This is a genomic window from Amycolatopsis mongoliensis, from assembly GCF_030285665.1.
In the GTDB taxonomy this organism is placed as follows: domain Bacteria; phylum Actinomycetota; class Actinomycetes; order Mycobacteriales; family Pseudonocardiaceae; genus Amycolatopsis; species Amycolatopsis mongoliensis.
In genome coordinates this window covers 7,531,196-7,555,671 of sequence record NZ_CP127295.1, presented here as the reverse complement: position 1 = coordinate 7,555,671, position 24,476 = coordinate 7,531,196, and the positions used below count along the sequence as shown (strand labels likewise).

General features: G+C 72.0%; 21 protein-coding genes. 8 read left to right on the top strand and 13 right to left on the bottom strand.

Features of this window, described 5'->3' with window-relative positions; genetic code table 11:
• From QRX60_RS36355 to QRX60_RS36335, 5 genes are all read right to left on the bottom strand, one after another.
• Positions 1–846 carry a carbohydrate ABC transporter permease gene (locus QRX60_RS36355; protein ID WP_285995969.1) on the bottom strand — a complete coding sequence of 282 codons (846 nt, stop codon included), beginning with the start codon at positions 844–846 and terminating at the stop codon, positions 1–3.
• Positions 843–1,817, bottom strand: a complete 975-nt coding sequence (locus QRX60_RS36350; protein ID WP_285995968.1) for a carbohydrate ABC transporter permease — start codon at positions 1,815–1,817, stop codon at positions 843–845. Before QRX60_RS36350 ends, QRX60_RS36355 begins: the two co-directional genes overlap by 4 nt.
• Positions 1,818–1,820: 3 nt before the next feature.
• Positions 1,821–3,098 (bottom strand): ABC transporter substrate-binding protein, encoded by a 1,278-nt coding sequence (locus QRX60_RS36345; protein ID WP_285995967.1) that lies wholly within the window; start codon positions 3,096–3,098, stop codon positions 1,821–1,823.
• A 208-nt stretch (positions 3,099–3,306) separates the two neighbouring features.
• On the bottom strand, positions 3,307–4,494 hold the full coding sequence (locus QRX60_RS36340; protein ID WP_285995966.1) for a Gfo/Idh/MocA family protein: 1,188 nt from the start codon (positions 4,492–4,494) through the stop codon (positions 3,307–3,309).
• 213 nt (positions 4,495–4,707) lie between these two features.
• Positions 4,708–5,685: a pectate lyase family protein gene (locus QRX60_RS36335; protein ID WP_285995965.1), complete on the bottom strand. Its 978-nt coding sequence runs from the start codon at positions 5,683–5,685 to the stop codon at positions 4,708–4,710.
• A 230-nt stretch (positions 5,686–5,915) separates the two neighbouring features.
• On the opposite strand from QRX60_RS36335, the gene QRX60_RS36330 reads away from it, so the two are divergent.
• Entirely contained in the window at positions 5,916–6,893 is a 978-nt protein-coding gene (locus QRX60_RS36330) for a LacI family DNA-binding transcriptional regulator (protein WP_285995964.1), read from the top strand.
• Between the two features lie 351 nt (positions 6,894–7,244).
• Here the strand turns inward: QRX60_RS36330 and QRX60_RS36325 are convergent, their stop codons facing one another.
• The 5 genes from QRX60_RS36325 to QRX60_RS36305 form a co-directional block, all read right to left on the bottom strand.
• Positions 7,245–8,480, bottom strand: a complete 1,236-nt coding sequence (locus QRX60_RS36325) for an FAD-binding protein (protein ID WP_285995963.1) — start codon at positions 8,478–8,480, stop codon at positions 7,245–7,247.
• 136 nt (positions 8,481–8,616) lie between these two features.
• Positions 8,617–9,648 carry an Lrp/AsnC family transcriptional regulator gene (locus QRX60_RS36320; RefSeq protein ID WP_285995962.1) on the bottom strand — a complete coding sequence of 344 codons (1,032 nt, stop codon included), beginning with the start codon at positions 9,646–9,648 and terminating at the stop codon, positions 8,617–8,619.
• A 71-nt stretch (positions 9,649–9,719) separates the two neighbouring features.
• A complete protein-coding gene (locus QRX60_RS36315) occupies positions 9,720–10,487 on the bottom strand; it encodes a hypothetical protein (RefSeq protein ID WP_285995961.1) in 768 nt (255 codons plus the stop codon).
• Positions 10,484–11,071 carry a papain-like cysteine protease family protein gene (locus QRX60_RS36310; protein WP_285995960.1) on the bottom strand — a complete coding sequence of 196 codons (588 nt, stop codon included), beginning with the start codon at positions 11,069–11,071 and terminating at the stop codon, positions 10,484–10,486. The genes QRX60_RS36315 and QRX60_RS36310 overlap by 4 nt, the downstream gene beginning before the upstream one ends.
• Positions 11,072–11,268: 197 nt before the next feature.
• Positions 11,269–11,859 (bottom strand): DUF6801 domain-containing protein, encoded by a 591-nt coding sequence (locus QRX60_RS36305; RefSeq protein WP_285995959.1) that lies wholly within the window; start codon positions 11,857–11,859, stop codon positions 11,269–11,271.
• A gap of 219 nt (positions 11,860–12,078) precedes the next feature.
• Between QRX60_RS36305 and QRX60_RS36300 the strand changes: the two genes are divergently transcribed.
• Positions 12,079–12,585, top strand: a complete 507-nt coding sequence (locus tag QRX60_RS36300; RefSeq protein ID WP_285995958.1) for a hypothetical protein — start codon at positions 12,079–12,081, stop codon at positions 12,583–12,585.
• Positions 12,586–12,654: 69 nt separating this feature from the next.
• Here the strand turns inward: QRX60_RS36300 and QRX60_RS36295 are convergent, their stop codons facing one another.
• Complete coding sequence (locus QRX60_RS36295) at positions 12,655–15,426, bottom strand: AfsR/SARP family transcriptional regulator (protein ID WP_285995957.1); 2,772 nt, start codon at positions 15,424–15,426, stop codon at positions 12,655–12,657.
• Between the two features lie 274 nt (positions 15,427–15,700).
• On the opposite strand from QRX60_RS36295, the gene QRX60_RS36290 reads away from it, so the two are divergent.
• The 5 genes from QRX60_RS36290 (at position 15,701) to QRX60_RS36270 (ending at position 20,253) form a co-directional block, all read left to right on the top strand.
• Entirely contained in the window at positions 15,701–16,402 is a 702-nt protein-coding gene (locus QRX60_RS36290; RefSeq protein WP_285995956.1) for a S1 family peptidase, read from the top strand.
• 103 nt (positions 16,403–16,505) lie between these two features.
• Positions 16,506–17,645, top strand: coding sequence for a permease (locus QRX60_RS36285; RefSeq protein WP_285995955.1), 1,140 nt, complete (start codon positions 16,506–16,508; stop codon positions 17,643–17,645).
• 31 nt (positions 17,646–17,676) lie between these two features.
• Positions 17,677–18,492 (top strand): SDR family oxidoreductase, encoded by an 816-nt coding sequence (locus QRX60_RS36280; protein ID WP_285995954.1) that lies wholly within the window; start codon positions 17,677–17,679, stop codon positions 18,490–18,492.
• A gap of 105 nt (positions 18,493–18,597) precedes the next feature.
• Positions 18,598–19,167, top strand: coding sequence for a TetR/AcrR family transcriptional regulator (locus tag QRX60_RS36275; RefSeq protein ID WP_285995953.1), 570 nt, complete (start codon positions 18,598–18,600; stop codon positions 19,165–19,167).
• Between the two features lie 75 nt (positions 19,168–19,242).
• Positions 19,243–20,253 (top strand): medium chain dehydrogenase/reductase family protein, encoded by a 1,011-nt coding sequence (locus tag QRX60_RS36270; protein WP_285995952.1) that lies wholly within the window; start codon positions 19,243–19,245, stop codon positions 20,251–20,253.
• Positions 20,254–20,300: 47 nt separating this feature from the next.
• Here QRX60_RS36270 and argG read toward each other — a convergent pair whose 3' ends face one another.
• Positions 20,301–21,749, bottom strand: a complete 1,449-nt coding sequence (gene argG / locus QRX60_RS36265) for an argininosuccinate synthase (RefSeq protein ID WP_285995951.1) — start codon at positions 21,747–21,749, stop codon at positions 20,301–20,303.
• Between the two features lie 91 nt (positions 21,750–21,840).
• Between argG and QRX60_RS36260 the strand changes: the two genes are divergently transcribed.
• Positions 21,841–22,716, top strand: coding sequence for an aminoglycoside phosphotransferase family protein (locus tag QRX60_RS36260; protein WP_285995950.1), 876 nt, complete (start codon positions 21,841–21,843; stop codon positions 22,714–22,716).
• Positions 22,717–22,769: 53 nt separating this feature from the next.
• Here the strand turns inward: QRX60_RS36260 and glpD are convergent, their stop codons facing one another.
• On the bottom strand, positions 22,770–24,476 hold the full coding sequence (glpD, locus tag QRX60_RS36255) for a glycerol-3-phosphate dehydrogenase (protein WP_285995949.1): 1,707 nt from the start codon (positions 24,474–24,476) through the stop codon (positions 22,770–22,772).

The following is a 24,476-nucleotide window of genomic DNA, read 5'->3' as shown; positions in this document are numbered from 1 at the left end:
TCACCCCTTCAGGCCGCTGGTGCTGACGCCTTCGACGAGCAGGCGCTGGAAGGCGAGGAAGAAGAGCACGATCGGGACGAGCGCGAGCGCCGACATGGCGAACATCGCGCCGAAGTTCGACTCGCTGCTGGTGTCGACGAACAGCCGCAGGCCGAGCGGCACGGTGAACTTCTCCGTGTCGTTCAGGTACACCATCTGCGTGAAGAAGTCGTTCCACGTCCAGATGAACGTGAAGATCGACGTCGTGACGAGCGCCGGCTTCGACAGCGGCAGCACGACGTGCCAGAACGTCCGGTAGACCGAGCAGCCGTCGATGATCGCGGCCTCGTCGAGCTCGCGCGGGATCCCGCGCATGAACTGGACGATCAGGAACACGAAGAACGCTTCGGTGGCCAGCAGTTTCGGCAGGATCAGCGGGACGAACGTGTTGACCAGCCCGGCCTGCTGGAAGATCACGTACTGCGGGATCAGCGTGACGTGGTAGGGCAGCATCAGCGTCGTGATCATGAACGCGAACAGCGCGCCGCGGAACCGGAAGTTCAACCGGGCGAACGCGAACGCGGCCAGCGAGCACGAGAAGACGTTGGCCGCCACCGACAGTCCGGCGACGAGGAACGAGTTGAGGAAGAAGCAGCCGAACCCGACGTCCGCCGCGCCTTCCCAGCCCTTCGTGTAGCCGTCGAAGACGAACCGGGTGGGCAGCAGCGACAGGCGCGAAAGGATCTCGTCCGGCGGCTTGACCGACGCGAACGCCAGCCACACCAGCGGGTACAGGACCACGGCGACGATCACGAGGCACAGCACGTGCCAGGCCGCCGAACGCGCGGAGCGCGGGAGCACGGTCATCGGCGCTCTCCCGCATCGTCGTAGAACACCCACAGCTTCGCCGTCTTGAACACGATCGCGGTGACGATCGCGATCACCGCCAGCAGCACCCACGCCATCGCCGACGCGTAGCCCATCCGGAAGTCCTGGAAGCCGACCTCGAACAGGTAGAGCGTGTAGAACAGGTCCGCGTCGGCCGGGCCGCCGCGGCCGCCGCCGATGACGAACGCCGGGGTGAAGGCCTGGAACGCGTGGATCGCCTCCATCACCAGGTTGAAGAAGATCACCGGTGAGAGCATGGGCAGCGTGATGTGCCGGAACCGGCGGACCGCGCCGGCGCCGTCGATCGCGGCCGCCTCGTGCAGCTCCGCCGGGATCTGCTTGAGCCCGGCCAGGAAGATCACCATCGGCGCGCCGAACTGCCAGACCCCGAGCAGCACGATCGAGGCGAGGCTGAACCGCGGGTCGTCGACCCAGCTCGGCGTGTGCCAGCCGACCGAGGCGAGGACCTCGTTGACCGGGCCGCCGCCCATGAACAGCGCCCGCCACACCAGCGCCGCCGCGACGCTCGCGCCGAGCAGCGACGGCGCGTAGAACGCGGCCCGGTAGAAGCCGCCTCCGCCGCGGCGGGTGTTGAGCAGCATGGCCACCAGCAGCGACACCGTGAGCTTCAGCGGCACCGAGACCAGGACGTAGATCAGGGTCACCTTCACCGACTGCAGGTAGCGGTCGTCGTCGGTGACCATGTGCGCGAAGTTGCCGAAGCCGACCCACTTCGGCGAGGTGAACAGGTCGTAGTCGGTGAAGGACAGGTAGAGCGAGACGACCATCGGGCCGACGGTCAGCGCCACCGCGCCGAGCAGCCAGGGCGTCAGGAACGCGAAGGCCTCCGGCCGGCTCTTGCGGCGGCGCCCGGGCGGCCGGTCCCGCCGCCGGGCCCGCACGGGAGTGTCCCAGGCGACCGGCGGGTCCGGGGTGCGCACGGTCGTCATCGGCTACTGGAGTCCCTTCTCGGCTTCGGACATGAACCGGTTGACGGCGTCGTCGACGCTCATCCGCCCGAACGCGACCTCCTCGTAGGTGCGCTGGAGGAGCTTCTGGATCGCGCCGGCGCCCTTGGGCGGCACCGGCGGCGCGGCGCCGAGCTTCGGTTCGAGGGCGGCTTCGTAGTCGTAGAGCGTCTTGTCGGCCCCCTTCGCCGACGACGCGAGCTGGGCGCGGACCTTGAGGTTCGGGGCGAGCCCGCGGTCGGTGCCGACGATCTTGCCCACCTCGGGGTCGTTGACCAGGAAGTCGACGAGCTTCGCCGCCGCCTCCTGCTGCCGGCTGCGCGCGGAGACCGACAGGAACATCGACGGCCGCCGGTACTGCCCGGTGCTGCCACCTCCGCCCGTCGGGTACGGCGCCACGTTCAGCGGCTTGCCGTTCGCCTTCTGGTACGCGGGCAGGAGGTTGTCGTAGGCGAACTCGGAGCTCGTCAGCTTCTTGCCGAGCGGGGACTGCTCGGGCGAGGTGTTGTAGGACGCCGTGACGTCGGCCGCGGACGCGCCCTTGCTCTCCCGGAACCGGCCCGCCAGCTGCCAGTACCGGCGCAGGTCGTCGGCGGTGAACCCGAGCTTGCCCTCCGGGGTGTAGAACTGCTTGTCCTGCTGGCGCAGCCAGATCTCCAGGGTCGTGTCGAGGATGCCGAAGTCGGTCGTGCCGCGAGCCCCTCCGGCGGCGCTGACCTTCTGCGTGGCCTCGGCGTACTGGTCCCAGGTCAGGCCCTTGGCCGGGTCCGCGCCCGCCGCGGTGAACGCCGCCGGGTCGTAGAGCATCGCGGGCGTGTTCTGGGCCCACGGCACGGCGTACCGCTTGCCCTGGTACACGCCGGTGGCCGCCAGTTCGGGGTTGACGTCGGCCAGCGAGATCGACTTCCCCGCGCCCTCGTTCAGGTCGGCCAGGACGCCCCGGCCGCCGTACTCGGCCAGGTAGCGCGTGTCGACGTTGAGCACGTCCGGCGGCCTGCCCCCCGCCGTCTGCGTCGCCAGCTTCTCCCAGTAGGCCGCGTACGCCGAGAACGACGTCTGCACCTTGATCTTCGGGTTCTTCTGCTGGAACAGCTCGACGGCCTTCTTCGTCAGGGTCGCCCGGCCGTCGCTGCCCCACCAGACGAACGTGATGGTCACGTCCCCGCCGCCGGAGTCCGAGCCGCACGCGGCGACCCCGGTCAGCAGCAGCGGGACCACCGCGGCCAGCGCGACGAGCGTCCGTCGCTCTCTTGTCCGACGCATCGAGCTCTCCGTTCTCAGCCGGTCAGCACTTTCTGAAAACGCCGTCAGCGCGCTCACGGTAGGCAGTGCGCCGACTCGTGTCAACGGGCGGAACGGCGCAATACCCCTTGTGCAGCAACGACTCCGACGGAAAATGGGCAGCTTGAGAAAGCGCTTACAGCAACCGGGTCGAGGCGGGCTGTCAGCGCGAGGGCACCGGGTGGAGGCGTCACCCGGTGCGGTCCGCGGCCGAGCCGCCGCGCCCGGCGCTCGCCCACGGGACGCCGATCTCGGAGAACAGCGCCAGCCGGTCCGCGGCGACGGCGACCTCCTCGCCGATCCCCCGGACCACGGGGTGCCGGCTCGCCCCTTCGCCGGCCGTGCGGATCCAGCCCGCCGGGATCCGGGCCGGTGACGGCGCGTCCCGCACCGCCTCGACCACCGACGCGAACGCGCGGGTGGCCGGCAGCGGCGCGAGCAGCGGCACCCCCGCCGGGTCGAGGTGGTGGGCGACCAGGTTCCGCAGCAGGTCCACCGGTTCGCCGAGGTGGACGCGTTCGTCGTCGAGCTCCAGCCGGTGGCTCTTGTACCAGAACTTCGCGCGTCCTTTCGAGCCGTGCACCACCACGTACGGCTCGTGGTCCTGCTCGGCGCACAACGACGCGGCGACGACGATCTCGGGTCCGCGGTCGAAGCGGATGCGCAGGCACGCCGTGTCGTCGGCTTCGATGTCGCGCGTGCCGTACAGCTCCAGGGCGATCTCCGCCGGATCGCGCCCGCCGACCCCGCCCACGAGCAGCGCCGTGGCCACCGCGTGGGAGAACGGGTTGGTCAGGGCGCCGTCCACCACGGGTTCGCCGTCCAGCCACCGGCGGCCCGCCCAGGGGTTGCGGCGGTAGTAGGCGTCGGTGCGGATCCACGCCCCGGCCGCGCCGACGCCCACCACCTCGCCGAGCTTCCCGGCCGCGATCGCCGTCCGCAGCACCGGCAGCGCCGGGGAGCCGAAGCTCTGGAAGCCGGTCTGGCACGCCGAGCCGTTTTCCGCCGCCAGCCGGGACAGCGTCCGGAACCCGGCGAGATCGAGGACCGGCGGGGTTTCCAGCAGCAGGTCGCCACCCGCCCGCAGCACCGCGCCGCCGACGCGGACGTGCGCGTGCGGCGGGGTCGCGACCACGGTGATGTCGGGGCGGCAGCGGCGGAGCAGGTCGTCGACCCCGACGTGGGCGGTGCCGCCCTCGGGCAGCAGCGCGATCGCGGCGGCCGAGGGCACCCGGACGTCGGCCATGCCGGCGAACCGCACCAGGCCCTCGTCGTGCAGGATGCGGGCGCGGTGCAGGTAGCTGAACGCGTAGCCGGACGTGCCGACCACGGCCAGCCTCGGCGGGTCCGCGACGGTGCGGCGCCTGCTCCCCGACATGGGTCTCCGATCGGCGCGGCCGGGTCTCCGGTCGCGCGGGAACTGACGAATGGGCAGTTCGGGAGAAACTTCCGTTGGTCACGGTAGGGCGTTCGCGACAAGTGTGTCAATATGCGGGACACCCTTTCGAATTCGTCGAAAACCGGGTACTCCGAACGGCGGTGGCCGGTTCGAGATAGCGCTTACCCGAACCGGCCGCACGCTCGCCGCCGGTCAGATCCGGCCGACACCCGCGCCCGCCGTCACGGTGGCCTTGACCGTGGAAGTCGGCTCCAGCGTGAAGGAATACGGTGCATTCGTCATGCTCCCGGTGCGGGTGATCTCGTTCGTGCAGCCGCCGAAGGAGTTGCCCGATTCGTTGAGGTAGCCGTCGACGTCGCTGTCACCGGTGGTTTCGAGGCACACCTTCGTGGATTCGAAGACATTGTTCTGGGCGAGGAACTGCGCGTTCATCCGCGAATGCACGGCGGAATCGGTGACCGCGTGGAAATAGTTGTCGTAGGCGTGGCCGGTGCCGAACCGCAGGCTCGGCAGCCGCGAGTTCACGTTCTCGAACCAGTTGTGGCTGTAGGTGACGTGCAGCTTGCCGGTGTCCTCGGCGGCGTTGCTGTCGCTGTGCCCGACGAGGGAGACCTTGTAGTGGTCGTGGAACTTGTTCCAGGACACCGTGATCCCGTCGGCGGCGTGGCTGATGTCGAGCAGGCCGTCGTAGTAGTCCTTGCCGTGGTCGAGGTCGGAGGACAGGTCGTTGTGGTCGACCCACACCCGGGTGGCGCCGCGCTGGATCTGGATCGCGTCGGTGCCGACCGCCTTCGAGATGGCCAGGTTGCGGATGATCACGTTCGACGACTTGTCCACGGCGAGCCCGCCGCCGGTGAAGCCGGAGCCCGATCCGACGCCGAGGATCGTCTTGTTCGACCCGATCTTCACCAGCGTCTTGTTCGCCAGGGTGATCTTCCCGCTCACCCGGACCGTGCGGGCGACCGCGTCCGCCACCGCGCTGGTGAACGCCGAAGCCGTCGTCACGGTGACGGTCTCGCCGCCCGCGCCGCCGGTCGTGCCGGCGCCGAAGCCGGCGGGGGAACTCTCGAAGGCCGCGTGCGCGACCCCGGCGGGAACGGCGACGGCCATCGCCGCGGCGAGCGCGGCGGTTCCGAAAACACGCAGGCAGAACTCGGTTTTCCTGGTCATCAGGCACCTCTGAGGGGGTGGGGACCCGCGCCCCGGCGAACGGGGACCACTGCGGAGACTCCGTTCTACGATTTGCCGCAGAACCCGGTCAATGATTTGCAGGGTTTTCACGCCAAGCCCAGCCGAATGGCCCTGCGGCGGCCGGATCCCCGCTGCCGCAAGGCAGTCCGTTGTTGACAACACTGCCGGGCGTTTCCATGATGTTGCGCAGAGCCTGCCGAGGAGTAGCCGTGAGCGTGACCATTCACGACGTCGCCCGCCGGGCCAACGTGTCGATCTCGACCGTGTCGCGCGCGTTCACGTCCCCGGACCTGGTCCGGCACCAGACCCGCAGCCGGGTGCTGGCCGCGGCGAGCGAACTCGGCTACCACGCCGCCGGTGCCCCGCACCCCGTCGCCCGCACCGGGCACATCGGCATCGTGGTCTCGGACCTCGGCAACCCGTTCTTCACCGGCGTGCTCGACGGCGTCCAGGCCCGCGCCCGGCAGGACGACGTCGCCGTGTTGTTCGCGAGCAGCGACCGGGACCCGGCGACGGAGCAGAACCTCGTGCGCCGGATGGCCCGGCAGGTCGACGGCGTCGTCCTGGGCAGCCCGAGCATGACCGACGACCAGCTGCGCGCGCTCGCCGGGCAGACGACGCTGGTGCTGCTCAACCGCGAGGTGCCGGGGATCCCGTCGATCGTGATGGACGCCGCCGACGGGATGCGGCAGGCCATCGAGCACCTGGCCGCGCTCGGCCACCGCCGCTGCGCCTACCTCGGCGGGCCGCGGATGTCGTGGGCGGACCGCGCCCGCCGGCAAGGCCTGGCCGAGGCCGCCGAGCGCCACGGCACGGAGGTCGTCGAGTTCGGCCCGTTCCCGCCGGTGTTCGAGGGCGGGCTGCAGGGCGCGGACCTGGCGCTGGCCGCGGACGTGACGGCGATCGTCGCCTACAACGACCTCGTGGCGTTCGGCGCGCTGGCCCGGCTCAACGCCCGTGGTGTGCCGGTACCGGACGAGATCAGCCTGGTCGGCTTCGACGACCTGGTCTTCGCGGCGATCTCGGCGCCGCCGCTGACGACGATCGCGATGCCGACGGAGGCAGCGGGCCGCGCGGCGGTCACCATCCTGCTGGACCTGCTCGACGGCGACGCGGACGAGCACACGACGCAGGTCCTCGACACCTACCTGATCGTCCGCGCGACGACGGCCCCGCCGGCGGGCTGAGGCGCGGTGCGAGCCGTTCCCCAGCCTCGGGCTCCATCAGCGGAATCTCGCTGTCACTCGCGCCGGACCAGCCGCCTCGGGCTCCGCTGAGACCGCGCCCCGCCGGCGGACTGGTGTCGCGCGTCCGAGGTTCGTTGACAGCGGCCCTGCGCGCCAAAAGGGGCGTGGGGGCATCGGACCTGGATCTGCCGAGGGTCGCGGTGGCAGGTCCGGCGACATGAATGACTCATTCATGTCGCCGGACGAGGTGAATGACTCATTCACTACATCGCGGCCGGGATTGCACGGGCCGGAGTCTCATGGCGCAGGTTCCCGCCGCACCGAACGTCGAACACCTTGCACCGCGCGACACTAGCCGCCGAAGACGTGCCGCTCCAGGAACGGGTTCCGGAACTTGCCACTCGGGTCCAGTCCGGTGGCCAGCGTGCGGAAATCGGCCATCCGCGGATACGGCGCCGAAGAGCGGAAGAGCTTGCCCCAGTGGGCCCGGGCGCCGAACGGGGCCAGGCGTTCCTCCAGCGCCGGGAGCACCGCCTCGACCTCGGGCTGCCGCGGCTGCCAGGTGAAGTGGAGGGCGACCCGGTCGCCCCCGTGGCACGGGCTCAGCCACAGGTCGTCGCCCGCGATCGCGCGGATCTCCGACACCAGCAGCAGAGGAGCCAGGAGGTCGCCGATCCCGCGGACCGCCCGCACCGCGGCGACCGCGTCCTCGTACGGCACGAAGTACTCCGACTGCAGCTCGTCGCCGACGCTCGGGGTGAAGGCGAGCGCGAAGTGCGGCAGCCGCTCGTGCCACGGGCCCGGCACCCCTAGCTGCGGCGTGCCGTTCTCGGCGGAGATCCCGGCCGCGTGCGCCGGGTGGCGCGGCCCGTCGGCGGGGACGGCGCCCAGCAGGCCGGTCCGCTCGGTGAACGCGTCCACGCGGCTCTTGACCCAGACCTGATCGATGGTGTCGTTCGCCCAGTTCGTGAACATGCTGACGCTGTATCCGGCGTCCTCGATCTCGTCGAAGTGCCGATACGCGGCCTCCCAGGGCAGGCCGTCGAAGACGTCCTGGCGGACGTCGAACGCGGGCACCACGTCGAGGGTGAGCCGGGTGACGACGCCGAGCGCGCCGAGGCCGACGACCACCCCGGGGAACTCCGGGTTCGAGCGGGTGAAGGTCCGCAGCTCACCGTCGGCGGTGACCAGCTCCACCGCCGAGACGGCCGAGGCGAGCCCCGGCTGCCGCCGGCCGGAGCCGTGGGTTCCGGTCGCGACGCTGCCGGCGACCGTGATGTGCGGGAGCGACGCGAGGTTCGGCAGCGCGAACCCCGCGCTGTGCAGTTGCTCGGCGAAGTCGCCGTAGCGCGCCGACCCGCCGACGGTGACGCTCCCGTCGTGGATTTCCACCGGGACGTCGAGCTCCCGCAGGTCGAGCAGGACACCGCCGGGCGAGTCCGCGATGTCGTTGAAGCAGTGGCGGCTGCCCAGGGCTTTGACGTGCGAAGCGGCCGCGACGGCTTCCCGCACTTCGCCGACCGTACGCGGGGTCCGCACCGAGTCCGCGGTGTAGGTGTGGTTCCCGGCCCAGTTCGACTCGCCCACTCGTATTGTCCTTCCGCCGTGCCGGATCCCCGCCTCCGACCCTACGCGGCCGCGTCCCGCCAGAATCCGCGCATCCACCGCGGCACCGGGTCGTCGTCGCGGCGCCGACCGATCCACGATCGCGACCGCACGACAGTCAGCGGGCCGGGATGATCGCCTGGTGGGCGCCGCCGAGGCCGCGCGGGCTGAGCAGCCGGCCCATCCGCTTGGGCATCCGCAGCGTGATCGCGCGGTCGAGGACGCGGGCGCCCGGGGCCGCGGCCGCCAGCCGCGTCTCGTAGCACGTGCAGCCGGCCGGCTCCCGCAGCCACGCCGACACCACCAGGTTGCCCTCCCCGACCACCGCGGCCGAGAGCCGGGTCTCGGGCAGTTGCGCGATCGCCGTGCCCGCGCGGTCGAGGTCGTCCGCGGCGATGTCGAGGCGGTAGCCCGCGATCACCGGCCAGCCCGCCGGGACGTGCGCGAGGTCGCAGCGGAAGTCGAGTTCGTGGTTGCGGAGCATCCGCGCGAGCGTGCGGCGCACCACCGACTCGCTCATCCGGCAGTCCCGGGCCAGCTCGGCGTAGCTGCGCCGGCCGTCCTCGCCGAGGGACTCGACCAGCGCGCGCAGGTCCCGGTCGTTCCACTGCTGCGGCACGACCAGGCGGGCCTGCACCGCCGTCTCGTCGAGCACCGCGCGCTGTTCCGGGGCCAGTGCGTTCACCAGCCAGCCGCTGCCTTCGCGGTAGACGCGCGTGGCGACGGCGAACCGGACCTCGCGCACCCCGGGCAGGGCGCCGAGGCGGCCGGTGACCAGTCCGTCCAGCGCGTCGAGGTCGCGGGCGGCCAGAGACAGGAACAGCGAAAACCGGCTGGTCGTGCGCTCGACGCTGAACACCGACGGCCAGCCGCACAGCTCCTGCGTCAGCCCGGCCAGCGCGTCCGGGCGGCAGGCCAGGTCGACGTACCCGACGGTCGTGGTCGGGGCCGTGACGTACGCGGTCAGCCAGGCCAGTCCGGCCGCCTGCAGCCGGTCCCAGCGGCGGGCGGCCGTCGTCGCGTCGGTGCCGACGGCGGCGGCGATCCGCGTCCACGGCGCCCGCGGGTCGCGCTGCAGTGCCTCGACCAGCGCGAGGTCCGGGCCGCTCGGGCGCGCCGGTTCCGGCTGGGCGGCCGGGGAAACGGGCATGGCGCATTCTGACCTGATCATGATCACCTGCCAAGGGGCCGCCGGCGCGCCGGCGGCCCCCGCCCGCCGACCTACCGCCGCCGCAGCCGCGGCGCCACGATCGCGCCCGCCGCCAGCACGAGGGCACCGCCGAGCACGAACGGCAGCACCGGCACGTCCGCGGGGTCCGCGGCGGGCACCGCACGCTCACGGCCGCCGTAGCCACCGCCCGCGCCGTCGCGGTCGTAAGCCGAACCCGGCAGCTTGTCCGCGTACCGCTGGTGCAGCGCCGCGCGGTAGTCGCGCAAGCTGAGCTTCGTGCCCGCGGCCAGGCCGGTGACCGAGCCGTCGAGCACCGTCACGGACTCGCCGTGCACCGCGTACCAGGCGTTGACCTGCGGTTCGTGCAGGAGGTAGCCGCCGGCCGCGGCCTCGGCGTACTTCTTCTCGTAATCACCCGACGCGACGTTGACGACGGTCCAGGCCGCGCCCTGCCGCTCGGCCCAGACCGTCGCCGTGGTGCCATCGCCGGTCCGCGCCGGCACCGCGACGTAGGCCAGCGCGGCGGGGACGTCCGACGTCCCGGCGACGAAGGCCGCCGTCGGCTCGTAGACGGCGACCTGGGTGCCGGCGTCCGCACCGGCCCGCGAAGCCGCGGCCGCCGCGTGGGCGCCGGGGAACTTCGTCGTCGCGAGCCGGTCGAGGGTGGCCGGGCCGCCGGTGACCTGGCCGATGGCGGCGGTGTCGGCCGCGGTCGGGGTGCCGGCCGGTCCGGCGGCCGCGCTCGCGGCGCCGGCGGTGGCGAGCATCGCGGCGCCGGCCAGCACGGCCGCGCCCAGCGCTTTCTTCAGCACGCTCATCCCTCGATCCCGTACAGCGTGTGCGTCCACTGGAACTGGGTGTTCGAGCGGTAGGTGTCGTAGTTCATCGAGTTGTAGCGGCTGTTGTCCGGCCACGGGTCGCCGTATTCCACCCGCGTCGCGCCGCTCGAATCGTCGTACCCGTAGAGGACGTGCATGTGGCCGCCGCCGGACCGCCAGCCGATCCGGGTGCCGATCGGCTGTCCCGCGTCGATCTGGTTCTTGATGGTCGCGAAGGAAAGGACCTGCCCGTTCGAGTCGTAGGACCCGACATTCGTGAATCCCAGTGAGCGGAACACCCGCTGCTGGTCGGACAGGTACCCCTGGTTGTTGGCGCAGTCGCTGCCGGACTCGTTGTGCGCGATCTGGCAGAACCGGGTCTGGGAAAGCGAATATCCCCAGTAGTCGGCGATCGTGTTGCCGCTGGCGTCCCAGCACCACTGGTCCTTCTGCTGGGCCTGCATGCTGATGCCGAGGTCGGTCCGCGCGGCGGCCGCGGCGGCGGGTGCCTGCAGCGCGACGACGGCGGCCGCGGCGGCCGAAACCGCCGCGAGTCCACGTAGGACTCCTGAAGTGATTTTCACGAAGTGGTCCTCCAGCCGGTGACGATTCGACGTGGTGGCACGGAATACTCCGCGCACGATCGGCGACTCGGTACCTACTAAGGGAGGATCACGTTGGGAGGGAACGGTTTCCGGCGGATCCCGGCAGTTCCCGGGTGCCGGATTCCGGCATCGGCTCCGGCCCGCCGGGCGGATTCCGGCGGGCCGGAGCGCGGGGGTCAGCCGACGGTCGTCGTGCCGAGGGTGGCGTCCTGGTCCGGCGGGTCGAGCGTCAGGGCGACGTCGAACTCGCCGAGGCTGCTGTCGGTGACGACGTGGGTGGTCGCCGCGGAGTCGACGCTGCTGGTCGCCTCCCCCGGCGGGGTGCCCGCGGGAATGGTGAAGTCGACCTGGCCCTGCGCGGTGAACTTCAGGCTGCCTTCGGCCGGGACGGGCGTCTCCGGGATCGGCAGCTCGATCGGGATCGCCACCGACTGACCGCCGACCGCGACGTTCACCTTCGACGCGATCGTGCCGGAAACCCGGGTGGCACCGACGAGCCGCAGGCCGTCACCGGCGGCCTGGCCGGCGTCGACGTCGAGGCTGAACGGCACCGAAACCGGGGTGCCGGCCGTGGCGGTCGCGGGGATGTCCGCCTTGACCACCACGGTGACCTGCTGGTCGCCGATCAGGGGAAAGCCGCCCTTGTAGGTGAGCGATTTCTCGGCCGCCGCGGCCGGTCCCGCGGAAAGCACGGCCACCGCACCGGCGAGCAGCGCGGCCAGCGCGATTCCCGGAAAACGCTTTTTCCGCACGAGGGTTTCCGTCATCTCTGGGTCCTTTCGTCATTGAACGGCGAACCGGATGCTAGGCGGAAACTTCCCAACCGGCCAATGCGCTTTTCCGTTGCCCGGAAATTTGTCACGCCGATTTGTGTCGTGGACATTGTCTTTTGTGAGGTGCGTGAGAGTGCGGGTGTAGTGGCGGTGTAGGGGCCGCGCGCAGGGTCGTCCCGGTCGGAAACCTGTCCACCGAGGGAGACACCACCCATGCGCAGCATCTACCCGGCGGCGGCGCTCTCGGCCGCCCTGCTCTTCGGCGGCGCGACCGTCGCCACGGCCGCCCCCGCACCGGCCGACGTCTACGCGGAGGTGACCGCCGCCGACGTCGCCGACCCGGGCGCGGTGATCGTCGACTCGCCCGCCGAACTGGCCGCCGCCCGGACCGCGGCGCAGGCGATCGCGTGGTACTCGAGCCGCACCGGCAGCACGGCGTACCAGGGCTACTGCGAGAAGGCGGCCCGCCTGTCGTGGGACCGCGTGACGCACCACCCGAGCGCGATCGAGCACTGGCAGTCCTCCGACGGCGCCCGCCACACGACGGGCACCCCGCCGAAGGGCGCGTTCGTGTTCTGGAACATCTCGGCGTACGGCCACGTGGGCATCGCGGACGGCAGCGGCGGCGTGTGGGCGACGAGCGTCAACGGCGCGATCGGCCACGCGCGGCAGGGCTACTTCAGCAACTACCTGGGCTGGAAGCCCGGCAACAGCAACTGAGCGCGGCGCGGCGGTCCGTGCTCCGCCGCCACCGGTCGTGAGTGGGAAACAGTGTTCTAACCCTGTTTCTCACTCACGACGGGCCGCGCCGCCGGTCGCCGCCGGGGTCCGTCTCCGCTGCACCCGCTCCAGCAGCTCCAGCCCCGTCATCTCCCCCTGCCGGTTCCCGGTCTCGCGGAACACCCGCAACGCGCGATCGCACACCCCGCGCGCCTGGACGGGCTCGCCCGCCGCCAGCAGCGTCTGCCCGATGCCCAGCAACGCGTAGGCGCTGCACCGCTCGTCGGCCAGCTCCTCGAGGATGCTCAACGCCAACCGCAGGCACGTCAACGACTCCGGCAGCGCCCCCAGCTCCCGGTGGAGGGTGCCCAGCTCGGTGAGGACCTTCGCCTCGCGGTGCGGGTCGTCGATCTCCCGCGCCAGTTCACGAGCCTGGCGCAGCCAGGATTCCGCCTCCGCGAAGGAACCCAGCGACGCGTACGTCGTCCCCAGGGAATTGCGCACCTGCGCGACACCCCGGCGATCGCCGGCCCGCTCCAGTCCCGCCAGGGCCCGGCGGTAGAAGCCGAGCGCTTCCCGTGGCCGGTCGCGGATCCGCGCCACCGTCCCGAGCCCCGCCACCGCGAGCGCCTCCCCGCGGACGTCCCCGAGCGAGGCGAACAGCGAAGCCGACCGCTCCATGTCCCCCACCGCCGCCGCGTATTCGTCGTGGTACAGCCGGATCTGGCCGAGGCCGCGGTACAGGACGGCCGCCCCCGCGACGTTTCCTTCCGCTTCGACCGCGGCCAGCGCCGTCAGGTGGCTGCGGCGCCAGTCGTCGTACGCGCCACGCAGGTCGTAGAACGGGACCGCCGTCGCCGTCAGCTGCCAGGCCAGTTCGTCCAAGCCCGCGTCCGCGGCCAGCTGGACCGCGGCCGCCAGCAGCTTGCGTTCGGCGGTGAACCAGCCCAGCGGGTCGGCCACCAGCCCGGCCGTGGCCACCGGCGCCCCGACCGCGGGCCCGGTCATCGCGCCGAACGCCGGGGGCAGCCCCGCCGCGGCCGTCTTCGCCAGCGCCAGCAACACCGTCAGCACCCGGGCGAGGGTCGCGCGCCGCGACGAAGACGGCTCCGCCGCCAGGAGTTCCGCCGCGTAGCACCGCAGCAGGTCGTGCAGCCGGTACCGGGGGTTCCCGCCGGCGTCCCGCCCCGCCGGCGAAACGAGGTTGGCGTCGACGAGCACGTCGAGCACCTCGTGCGCGCCGTCGCGGTCCAGCAGCGCGTCGACCACCCAGCTCGGGAAGTCCTGCGCGCCCAGCACCGCCGAGCGGCAGAACGCCGTCCGCGCGTCCGCCGGCAGCTGCCGCAGGCTCAGCTCGAAGCTCGGCCGCACGCCGAGGTCGCCGACGCGCAGCTCGCTCAGCCGGCTCGACTCGTCGGCCAGCCGGTCGTGCAGCGTGCGCAGGCTCCACGCCTGCCGCCCGGCCAGCCGCGCGCCGGCGATCCTGATCGCCAGCGGCAGGTAGCCGCAGCAGCGGACGATCGCCGCCGCCTCGGCCGGCTCGCCGACGACCCGGTCGACGCCCGCGATCCCGGCCAGCAGCCGCGCGGCCTCGTGCTCGCCGAACACCGTCAGTTCGACGTGCTTCGCGCCCGCCAGCTCCGGCATCCGCCCGCGGGTCGTCACGAGCACCGCGCACCCGGCGTCCCCCGGCAGCAGCGGGCGGACCTGCGCGGCGGTCGCGGCGTCGTCGAGCACCAGCAGCACCCGCCGCCCGGCCAGCCGGGAGCGGAACAGCGCGGCCCGCTGGCCGGGCCCGGCGGGGACGGTGTTCCCGGTGACCCCCAGCGCGTGCAGGAAGTCGGCGAGCACCTCGGCCGGGTCGCGCGGGGCGCCGGTGCCGGCGAGGTCGACGTACAGCTGCCCGTCGGGGAACCGGTCCGCGAGGCGGTGGGCGACGTGCATGGCCAGCGCCGTCTTGCCGGTCCCCGGCGCGCCGGTCAGGACGACCGGCGCCGGGCCCAGCGCCGTTTCCAGCTCCCGGACGTAGTCCTCGCGGCCGGTGAAGTCGGGCAGGTCCGCGGGAAGCTGGCGCAGCGGCGGGGGAACCACCGGCGGCACCGCGACCGGCTCGCCCGCGAGGATCGCGGCCTGCACCGCCCGCAGCTCCGGCCCCGGTTCGACGCCCAGCTCGGTGACCAGGCGCTCCCGCGCCGTCGTGTACGCCTGGAGCGCCTCCGCCCGCCGGCCCGCGCCGGTGAGCGCGAGCAGGTACTGCTGCCAAAGCCGTTCCCGGTACGGGTGTTCGGCCAGCAGCACGGTGAGCTCGGCGATCGCCGGGTCGTGCCGCCCCAGCTGCACCTGCAGCGAAAGCCGCTCTTCGACGGCGGCCAGCCGGTTCTCGACGAGCCGCCCGAGCTCGGCGTCCCACGCCGGCGCGGTCGGCAGGTCCTCCAGGGGATCGCCGCGCCACAGCGACTCCGCCTCGGCGAGCAGCTTCAGCGCCGCTTCGGGCGTGGCCGTCCGCGCGGCGTCGGCGACGAGCCGGGTGAACCGGTGCGCGTCGACGTCGCCGGGGTCGACGGCGAGCGAGTAGCCCGGGCCGTGGGTGCGCAGGACGGGTCCCGCCGGCAGCAGCCGGCGCAGGCGCCACACGTAGGTCTGCAGGTTGGCGGTGGCGGACGTCGGCGGGTCACCCGGCCAGATCGTGTCGACCAGCTGCCCGGGCGGGACCGTCCGGTTCGCGTTGAGCAGCAGGTGGGCCAGCAGGACCCGCTGTTTCGCCCCGCCGAGCGGCACCGGCCGGCCGTCGACCGTCACGACCAGCGGTCCGAGCAGGTGAAACCGCACTTCAGGACCCATCGAGCACCCCGTTCCCGCGGCCGCCCCCAGGCGGAACCAAGCAGGCCGGACTGTAGCGGGACGACGTCGCGGCCCGTGCGGGATTCGCGCACATTCGAGACAGGGCGCCAGAACATGTCACCCACTGCGCCGGTCGGCGCACGACGAAAGTCGCGTTTTGGATCAACCGACTATCGGCGGGTTCCGGAGATTCACCCACAACAGTGACGGTAGGTGCGTCCTTCACCACACGTCACCGTGAGACCTCGGTCCGCGGCGGGAGGTTGATCGTAAAGTGCGTATCGCGCGAACCGGCGTAGTCGTCTCCGGTGTTTTGCTCTCGGCACTCGCGGCCGCGGCGCCGTCCCTGGCCGCCCAGCCGGCCATCATCGACGGCAGCAATGCCGACTCGCTCCACTCGGCGGCCCGGATGTTCGCCGGCGGCCAGGAGATCTGCTCGGCGACGATCATCGCGCCGGACTGGATCCTCACCGCCCGCCACTGCACGCAGGGCGCGAACGGCCGGCAGATCAGCTTCCACGTCGGCGACCTGGACCAGACCAAGGGCACCACGGTCAACGCCACCTCCGTGCACGAGGCGCCGGACTCGGACATCGCGCTGGTGCAGATCGACCAGCAGGTGCAGACCGAGTACGCGCCGCTGGGCAGCGAGGGCGACGTCAAGGTGGGCGACCAGGCCGAGGTCTACGGCTGGGGCGCGACCTGCACCGACAAGCCCGAGATCGAGTGCCAGTCGCAGCTGCTGAAGGTCGCGAAGGTCAGCGTCACCTCGGTCGACTGCCCGGACGGCGCGGCGGGTGTTTCGGTGTGCGCGAACCGCGGCGACGGCATCACCGCGGGCGGCGACTCCGGCGGCCCGATGTACGCGAACGGCAAGCAGGTCGGCGTCGCCTCCACGAGCGACCGCCAGTCCTACACGGCGTACATCAACATCACGAAGTACCGCGACTGGATCTCCGCCACCGCCGGCGTCTGAGCCTCGTTGTCCGCGCCCGTCGCGTCCACTGTGGACGCGACGGGCGCGGTCGCGTGGCACGGCACGCGCGGCGGGAGTAGCCTCCGCGGCGGAGGTGACGGCGGTGGCCGCGATCGGGGAAGCGCTGGCCCTGGCCGGGTCGATGACCTGGGAGATCCTCTGGGCGCTGATCCTCGGGTTCTTCCTGAGCGCCGTCGTGCAGGCCGTCGTCCGGAAGTCGACGATCGTGCGGCTGATGGGCGACGACCGCCCGCGCACCCTCGCCCTCGCTTCGGTACTGGGCGCGGCGTCGTCGTCCTGCTCGTACGCCGCGGTCGCGCTGGCGCGGTCGCTGTTCCGCCGGGGCGCGCACTTCACGGCCGCCATGGCCTTCGAGATCGGTTCGACCAACCTGGTCGTCGAGCTGGGGATCATCCTGGCCCTGCTGATGGGCTGGCAGTTCACCGCGGCCGAGTTCGCCGGCGGGCCGATCATGATCGTGCTGCTGGCGGTGCTGTTCCGCATCTTCGTCCGCCGCCGGCTGCTGGAGGAGGCCCGCGAACAGGCCGAGAAGGGCATCGCCGGGTCGATGGAGGGCCACGCGGCGATGGACATGTCCGTCCCGGGCCCGGGAACGTTCCGGCAGCGGCTGTTCTCGGCGGACGGCTTCACCGCGGTGGCGCACGTGTTCGTCATGGAGTGGGCGGCGATCCTGCGCGACCTGGTGATCGGGCTGCTGATCGCCGGCGCGGTCGGCGCGTGGGTCCCCGAGTCGTGGTGGCGCGCCTTGTTCTTCACCGACCACCCGGTCGCGTCGGCGGTGTGGGGGCCGATCATCGGGCCGGTCGTCGCGATCCTCGCGTTCGTCTGCTCGATCGGCAACGTGCCACTGGCCGCGGTGCTGTGGAACGGCGGCATCAGCTTCGGCGGCGTCGTCGCGTTCCTCTTCGCCGACCTGCTGATCCTGCCGATCCTCAACATCTACCGGAAGTACTACGGCGCGCGGATGACGCTGGTGCTGCTCGGCACGTTCTACGCCGCGATGGCCGGCGCCGGGTACGTCGTCGAACTGCTCTTCGGCGTCGCGGGCCTGATCCCGGCCGAGCGCTCGGCGACCGTGATGCGGGAAGGCGTGTCGTGGAACTACACGACGTGGCTGAACCTCGTCTTCCTGCTGCTCGCGGCGGCGTTGGTGACCCGCTTCCTCCGGACGGGCGGCGCCGGGATGCTGCGGATGATGGGCGGCTCCCCCGAGCACGGCTGACCGGGCGACGCCGGTGGCTAAGGTCCACGGTGTGACGAGTGGTGGGAGCAGCGTCGGATCCGGTTCGTCGTTGGAGGGCCGGGTCGCGGTGGTGACCGGGGTCAGCCGGCGAGCGGGGATCGGTTTCGCGGTGGCCCGGGAAATGCTGGCGGCGGGCGCCTCGGTGCTCGTGCACTCGTGGTCCCCGCACGACGCGGAACAACCCTGGGGCACCGATCCGGTCGGCGATGCCGGGATTGTGGAACTGCTCGGCGGTGAGGGTCACCGGCTGCGGCACGTCGCGGCCGACTTCGCCGACCCGCAGGCACCCGGGCTGGTGGTGGGCGCCGCGGTCGAGGCGTTCGGCGCGGTCGACGTGGTGGTCGCCAACCACGCTCGGAGCTCGAACCAGAGCCTCACCGAAGTCACCGCCGCCGAGCTGGATCTGACCTGGGCGGTGAACGCCCGCGCGAGCGTGCTGCTGACGCAGGCGTTCGCCGCCGCTCACGACGACGAGCGCCCCGGCGGGCGAATCATCCTGTTCACCTCCGGTCAGCACCTGGCGCCGATGAGCCAGGAGCTGCCGTACGCGATCAGCAAGGGCGCGATCCACCAGATGACGCTCAGCCTGTCCGACGCGCTGGCCGATCGGGGGATCACGGTCAACACGCTCAACCCCGGGCCGGTCGACACCGGATGGGCGGACCCGGACCTCACCGAACGCGTCGGGCGCGCCCTGCCCGCGGGCCGGTGGGGCAGCCCTGCCGAAGTCGCCCGGCTCGTCCGGTGGCTGGCGTCCGAGGACAGCCAGTGGATCACCGGTCAGGTCATCAACGCCGAGGGCGGCTTCCGCCGCTGGGCCATGTGACCGGACTCGCTGATTCACGAGCACGGCGGGTCCAGAGTGGGATGACGGCAGCGTGCGGATCGGCGGGCTTGCTTCGCCGACCAGAGTGAGTGTACAGTCACTCACATGACGAAACGCGGTGCCACGCTCTCCACCTCCGACGCCCGGCGCGACGTCGTCGTGGACGCCGCCATCGCCGAGTTCGCCCGGGGCGGGTACCACAGCACGCCGATCAGCGCCGTGGCCGCGCGGGCCGACATCTCCCCCGCCTACGTCTTCAAGTTGTTCCCCGGCAAGGTTTCCCTCTTCGTCGCCGCGCTCGACCGGTGCTACGAGCTCGTCGCGCACGCGTTGTCGAACGGGGCCGCCCGCGCCGACGGCGAAGACCCCGACAAGATCCTCCACGCGATGGGCGGCGCCTACGCCGAGCTCATCGCCGACCGGAACCTGCTGATGCTGCAGGTGCACGCCCAGTCGGCCGCCGACACGCCGGAGATCGCCGACGCCCTCCGGCGCGGCCTGGCGAAAGTCACCGAACTCGCCCTCGAGCGCTCCGGCGCCGGCGGCGAGCAGGTCCAGCGCTTCATCGCCTACGGCCAGCTCTGCCACCTCATCGCCACCCTCGACCTCGACGACCACACCGGCGACTGGGCCGCCGTGCTCGCCGCCGGCATCCGCCACCCCGGCAAGAACTGAACCCGCCCCGCTTCGGGGCTTTCGCACGCCCGTCGAGTGATTGACCAGTCACTCACACTCTGGAAGGAAGTCACCATGACCACCACCACCGCCATCGTCCTCCCCGGCCTCGTCGAGCCGGCCGGCCTGCGCGTCGAGCACCGCGAGCTGCCGCGGCCCGGCGCCGGCGAAGCCCTCGTCCGCGTCGAAGCGAGCGGGATCTCCTTCGCCGAGCAGCAGATGCGCCGCGGGAAGTACTACGACCAGCCGCCGTTCCCGTTCGTGCCCGGGTACGACGTCGTCGGCACGGTCCTCGAAGCCGCCGACCCGGCGCTGGTCGGGCGCCGCGTGGCCGCGCTGACCAAGATCGGCGGCTGGAGCAGCCACCTCGTCGTCCCGGCCGCGGACCTGGTCCCGGTGCCGGCCGGGCTGGACGCCGCCGAGGCCGAGACGTTCGTCGTCAACGGCATCACGGCGTACCAGATGCTGCACCGCATCGCGAAGGTGCGCGAGGGCGGCACGATCCTGGTCCACGGCGCGAGCGGCGGCGTCGGCACGACGCTCGTGCAGCTCGCCCGGACGGCCGGGATCCGGGTGATCGGTACCGCGTCGGCGCGCAACCTGGACGTCGTGACCGCGCTCGGCGCGACCGCGCTCGACTACCGCGGCGACGTGCCGGCCCGGGTCCGCGCGCTGGCACCGGACGGGGTCGACGCCGTGTTCGACCACGTCGGCGGGCCCGGCATCGTCGACTCGTTCCGGCTGCTCGCCCCCGGCGGCACGCTGGTCGCCTACGGCAGCGCGTCGACCAGGGACACCGGCGGCAGCCCGCGGCTGCCGGTGTTGAAGCTGTTCGCCCGGCTGCTGTGGTGGAACGCGCTGCCGAACCGGCGCCGGACGCACTTCTACAACGTGTGGGGCGGCAAGCGGAACCTCACCCGGTTCCGCGCGCGTCTCGCCGAGGACCTGACGGCCGTCTTCGACCTGGCCGCCACCGGCGCCCTGAAGGCCCAGGTGGCCGCCCGGATCCCGCTCGCGGAGGCCGCGAAGGCGCTGACACTGGCCGAATCCGGCACCGTCACCGGCAAGGTCGTGCTCGTCCCCTGAACGCGCCGGAGGCCACCACGACGAGCGTGGCGGCCTCCGGGAAACGCTCAGTCCGTGCCGAACTCCATCGCGGCGCTGTCGAGCAGCTCGTCGTTGCCCGCCTTGCCCCGCGAGGCGATGACCTCGGCGCCGCCCTCGGGCATCGCGCCGATCAGGCCGGTCGACGCCGCCTGGGCCGCGCCGATCAGCTTCGGGTGCGAGTTCCCGCCGACCATGCCGAGGCTCGCGTACTGCTCGAGCTTCGCCCGCGAGTCCGCGATGTCGAGGTTGCGCATGGTCAGCTGGCCGATCCGGTCGACCGGGCCGAACGCCGAGTCCTCGGTCCGCTCCATCGACAGCTTGTCCGGGTGGTAGCTGAACGCCGGGCCGGTCGTGTCCAGGATCGAGTAGTCCTCGCCGCGGCGCAGCCGCAGGGTGACCTCGCCGGTGATCGCGGTGCCGACCCAGCGCTGCAGCGACTCGCGCAGCATCATGGCCTGCGGGTCCAGCCAGCGGCCTTCGTACATCAGGCGGCCGAGCCGGCGGCCCTCGTTGTGGTAGCTGGCGAGGGTGTCCTCGTTGTGGATCGCGTTGACGAGCCGCTCGTAGGCCGCGTGCAGCAGCGCCATGCCCGGCGCCTCGTAGATCCCGCGGCTCTTGGCCTCGATGATCCGGTTCTCGATCTGGTCGGACATGCCCAGGCCGTGCCGGCCGCCGATGGCGTTGGCCTCCAGCACCAGGTCGACGGCGGTGGCGAACTCCTTGCCGTTCAGCGTCACCGGCCGGCCCTGCTCGAAGCCGATCGTGACGTCCTCGGCGGCGATCTCCACCTCGGGGTCCCAGAACTTCACGCCCATGATGGGCTGGACGATCTCGATCCCGGTGTCGAGGTGCTCCAGCGACTTCGCCTCGTGGGTGGCACCCCAGATGTTGGCGTCGGTGGAGTAGGCCTTCTCGGTGCTGTCGCGGTAGGGCAGGTCGTGGGCCAGCAGCCACTCCGACATCTCCTTGCGGCCGCCGAGCTCGGTGACGAAGTCGGCGTCGAGCCACGGCTTGTAGATCCGCAGGGAGGGGTTGGCGAGCAGGCCGTAGCGGTAGAACCGCTCGATGTCGTTGCCCTTGAAGGTGGAGCCGTCGCCCCAGAGCTGGACGTCGTCCTCGAGCATGGCGCGCACCAGCAGGGTGCCGGTGACCGCGCGGCCGAGCGGGGTCGTGTTGAAGTAGCCGCGGCCGCCGGAGCGGATGTGGAACGCCCCGCACGTCAGCGCCGCGAGCCCCTCCTCCACGAGGGCTTCCCGGCAGTCGACCAGCCGGGCGATCTCGGCGCCGTATTGCTTCGCGCGGCCGGGCACCGACCCGATGTCGGGCTCGTCGTACTGGCCGATGTCGGCGGTGTAGGTGCAGGGGACCGCGCCTTTGTCGCGCATCCACGCGACCGCTACGGAAGTGTCGAGGCCACCGGAGAAGGCGATGCCGACACGCTCGCCGACGGGCAGGGAAGTGAGCACCTTGGACATGCGAATGATTATGCACGCCCATGCATCGTCGTGCAATCCGGGGTGCCCTGGCTCACGGTAAAGGCGTTGACGCGGGTGATTCGGTGATCACATGGGCCGGATGCACGCCGACGAACACGCCATCGACACCGCGCTGGTCCGGCGGCTGGTGCGCGGGCAGTTCCCCTGCTGGGGGTACCTGCCGGTCACTCCCCTGGCCTCCGGCGGCACGGTCAACGCCGTGTACCGCCTGGGTGCCGACCTGACCGTCCGGCTCCCGCTCACCGCCGGCGGCGCCGCCGATATCGCGAAGGAACGCCGGGTCCTCGCGACGCTCGGCAGCCTGCCGGTGGCGGTCCCGGCCGTCGCCGCGGTCGGTGAACCGGCCGAGGGCTACCCGTGGCCGTGGGCGGTGCACCGCTGGCTCGACGGCGAACCGGCCCTCGAAGGCCGGGCCGCATCGGTCCGCGACCTGGCGGAGTTCGTCGTCGCGCTGCGGGCGAGCACGGCGGACGGTCCCCCGGCCTACCGCGGGAAGCCGCTGTCCTCGGTGGACGCGGGCGTGCGCCGCGCGATCTCCGAGCTGGAGCGGACCGGCGAACCGTTCGACGCGTCAGCCGCCCTGGCCCGGTGGACCTCGGCGCTGGCCGCTCCACAGTGGACCGGTCCGCCGTGCTGGCTGCATTCGGACCTCATGCCCAGCAACCTGCTGCTTCGCAACGGCCGCCTGACCGGCGTCCTCGACTGGGCGACGGCGGGCCTCGGCGACCCGGCGTGCGACCTGATCCCGGCGTGGAACCTCTTCACCGCGGCCACTCGCCCGGTCTTCCGCGACGCCGTCGGCGCCGACGACGCGACCTGGGCCCGCGGCCGCGGCTGGGCGCTGGCGATGTCCGTGATCCAGCTGCCGTACTACCGCCACACCAACGCGGTCATCTCGGCCAACGCCCGCCACGTGCTCACGGAGCTCGGTTGCCGAAAGCCGTGAATGGCACATTGAGGGACTTGAAGTCCCTCAATGTGCCATTCACGGCCCTTGAGTCAGCTGGGCAGGAGGGCCGGGGCCGCGAGGCGGGTGGCGTTCGCCGCCGCGTCGTCCGGTGCTTCCTGCGCCGAGCGCTCCGCCTCGACCCGCGCGAGGTAGTTCGCCACCTCCCGGTCGGTGCGGTGCGAGTCCCAGCCCAGCAGCGGGGCGATCAGCCCGGCCACCACCGGGGCCGCCGTCACACCGCGGTCGCGTTCCTCGATCGAGATCCGCGTCCGCCGGGTCAGGACGTCCTCGAGGTGCAACGCGCCCTCGTGCGAAACCGCGTACACCGCTTCGACACGCAGGTATTCCGACGTATCCGTGATCGGTTCCCCGAGCGAGGGCTGCTCCTTGATCAGCTCGACGAGGTTCCAGATCCGCGTCCCGTATCGCTGCAGCAAGTGCTCGACGCGCGTCAGGGGCAGCCCCGTCTTCGAAGCGACCGAAACGCGGTCCGCCCACAGCTCGTGGTACCCCTCGGCCCCGGCGATCGGCAGCCGGTCGGTCCACGACGGCGGGGCCGGGCGGCCGAGCTCCTCGACCACGACGTCGACCGCGTCCGCGGCCATCACCCGGTACGTCGTGTACTTGCCGCCGGCCACGATCACCAGCCCCGGCACCGGGTGCGCCACCGCGTGCTCCCGCGACAGCTTCGTCGTCGCGGCCGCCTTCGCCGCCAGCAGTGGACGCAGACCCGCGTAGACGCCCTCGATGTCGTCGTGCGTCACCGGCGTCCGGAGCACGGCGTTGAGGTGCTCCAGCACGTAGTCGACGTCCGCGCGGCTCGCCGCCGGGTGCTCGCGGTCGAGGTCCCATTCGGTGTCGGTGGTGCCGACGATCCAGTGCCGGCCCCACGGGATCACGAACAGCACGCTCTTCTCGGTGCGCAGGATCAGCCCGGTGTCGAGGTCGATCTTCTCCCGCGGCACCACGAGGTGGACGCCCTTCGACGCCCGCACGGTGAACGGCGCGGGAATGCCGGCCGCCTCCGCCATGTCGTCGCTCCACACGCCCGTCGCCGCGACCACGGTGCGCGCCCGCACCTCGATCTCGGCCCCGCTCTCGCGGTCGACGACCTTCGCGCCGACCACCCGCTCGCCGTCGCGAAGCAACGACGTCACGCGAGCCCGCGTCAGTACCGAAGCGCCCTGTTCGGCGGCCGTCCGCGCGATCGTCATCGTGTGACGGGCGTCGTCGACCTGGGCGTCGTAGTACTGGATCGCGCCGATCAGCGCGTCGTCGGCCAGGCCGGGCGCCACCTTGGCGGCCCCGCGCTTGGACAGGTGCCGGTGCCGCGGCAGCGCGCGGGCGCCGCCGAGCGTGTCGTACAGCGTGACCCCGGCGCCGATGTAGCCGCGCTCCCACACCCGGTGCTTCAGCGGCACCAGGAACTTGACCGGCCGCACCAGGTGCGGGGCCAGCTTCTGCAGCAGCAGCCCGCGTTCCTTGAGCGCTTCGCGCACCAGCTTGAAGTCCAGCTGCTCCAGGTAGCGCAGGCCGCCGTGGATCAGCTTGGACGACCGGCTGGACGTGCCGGCGGCGAAGTCGCGGGCCTCGACCAGCGCGACGGACAACCCGCGCGACGCCGCGTCGAGCGCGACGCCGGCGCCGGTCACTCCCCCGCCGACGACCAGCACGTCGACCTCTTCGCGGACCAGCTTCCGCAGTGCCTCCGCACGGTACTGCGGGGAAAGTGCTGTCACGGTGTTCCTCCTCGTCAT

Excerpts from the sequence above, each read along its gene's own strand:
- QRX60_RS36350 (WP_285995968.1), bottom strand. The coding sequence starts at position 1,817 with ATGACGACCGTGCGCACCCCGGACCCGCCGGTCGCCTGGGACACTCCC.
- glpD (WP_285995949.1), bottom strand. The coding sequence starts at position 24,476 with ATGACGAGGAGGAACACCGTGACAGCACTTTCCCCGCAGTACCGTGCG.
- QRX60_RS36345 (WP_285995967.1), bottom strand. The coding sequence starts at position 3,098 with ATGCGTCGGACAAGAGAGCGACGGACGCTCGTCGCGCTGGCCGCGGTG.
- QRX60_RS36300 (WP_285995958.1), top strand. The coding sequence starts at position 12,079 with ATGCGCAGCATCTACCCGGCGGCGGCGCTCTCGGCCGCCCTGCTCTTC.
- QRX60_RS36355 (WP_285995969.1), bottom strand. The coding sequence starts at position 846 with ATGACCGTGCTCCCGCGCTCCGCGCGTTCGGCGGCCTGGCACGTGCTG.
- QRX60_RS36305 (WP_285995959.1), bottom strand. The coding sequence starts at position 11,859 with ATGACGGAAACCCTCGTGCGGAAAAAGCGTTTTCCGGGAATCGCGCTG.
- QRX60_RS36295 (WP_285995957.1), bottom strand. The coding sequence starts at position 15,426 with ATGGGTCCTGAAGTGCGGTTTCACCTGCTCGGACCGCTGGTCGTGACG.
- QRX60_RS36275 (WP_285995953.1), top strand. The coding sequence starts at position 18,598 with ATGACGAAACGCGGTGCCACGCTCTCCACCTCCGACGCCCGGCGCGAC.
- argG (WP_285995951.1), bottom strand. The coding sequence starts at position 21,749 with ATGTCCAAGGTGCTCACTTCCCTGCCCGTCGGCGAGCGTGTCGGCATC.
- QRX60_RS36340 (WP_285995966.1), bottom strand. The coding sequence starts at position 4,494 with ATGTCGGGGAGCAGGCGCCGCACCGTCGCGGACCCGCCGAGGCTGGCC.
- QRX60_RS36270 (WP_285995952.1), top strand. The coding sequence starts at position 19,243 with ATGACCACCACCACCGCCATCGTCCTCCCCGGCCTCGTCGAGCCGGCC.
- QRX60_RS36315 (WP_285995961.1), bottom strand. The coding sequence starts at position 10,487 with ATGAGCGTGCTGAAGAAAGCGCTGGGCGCGGCCGTGCTGGCCGGCGCC.
- QRX60_RS36260 (WP_285995950.1), top strand. The coding sequence starts at position 21,841 with ATGGGCCGGATGCACGCCGACGAACACGCCATCGACACCGCGCTGGTC.
- QRX60_RS36320 (WP_285995962.1), bottom strand. The coding sequence starts at position 9,648 with ATGCCCGTTTCCCCGGCCGCCCAGCCGGAACCGGCGCGCCCGAGCGGC.
- QRX60_RS36335 (WP_285995965.1), bottom strand. The coding sequence starts at position 5,685 with ATGACCAGGAAAACCGAGTTCTGCCTGCGTGTTTTCGGAACCGCCGCG.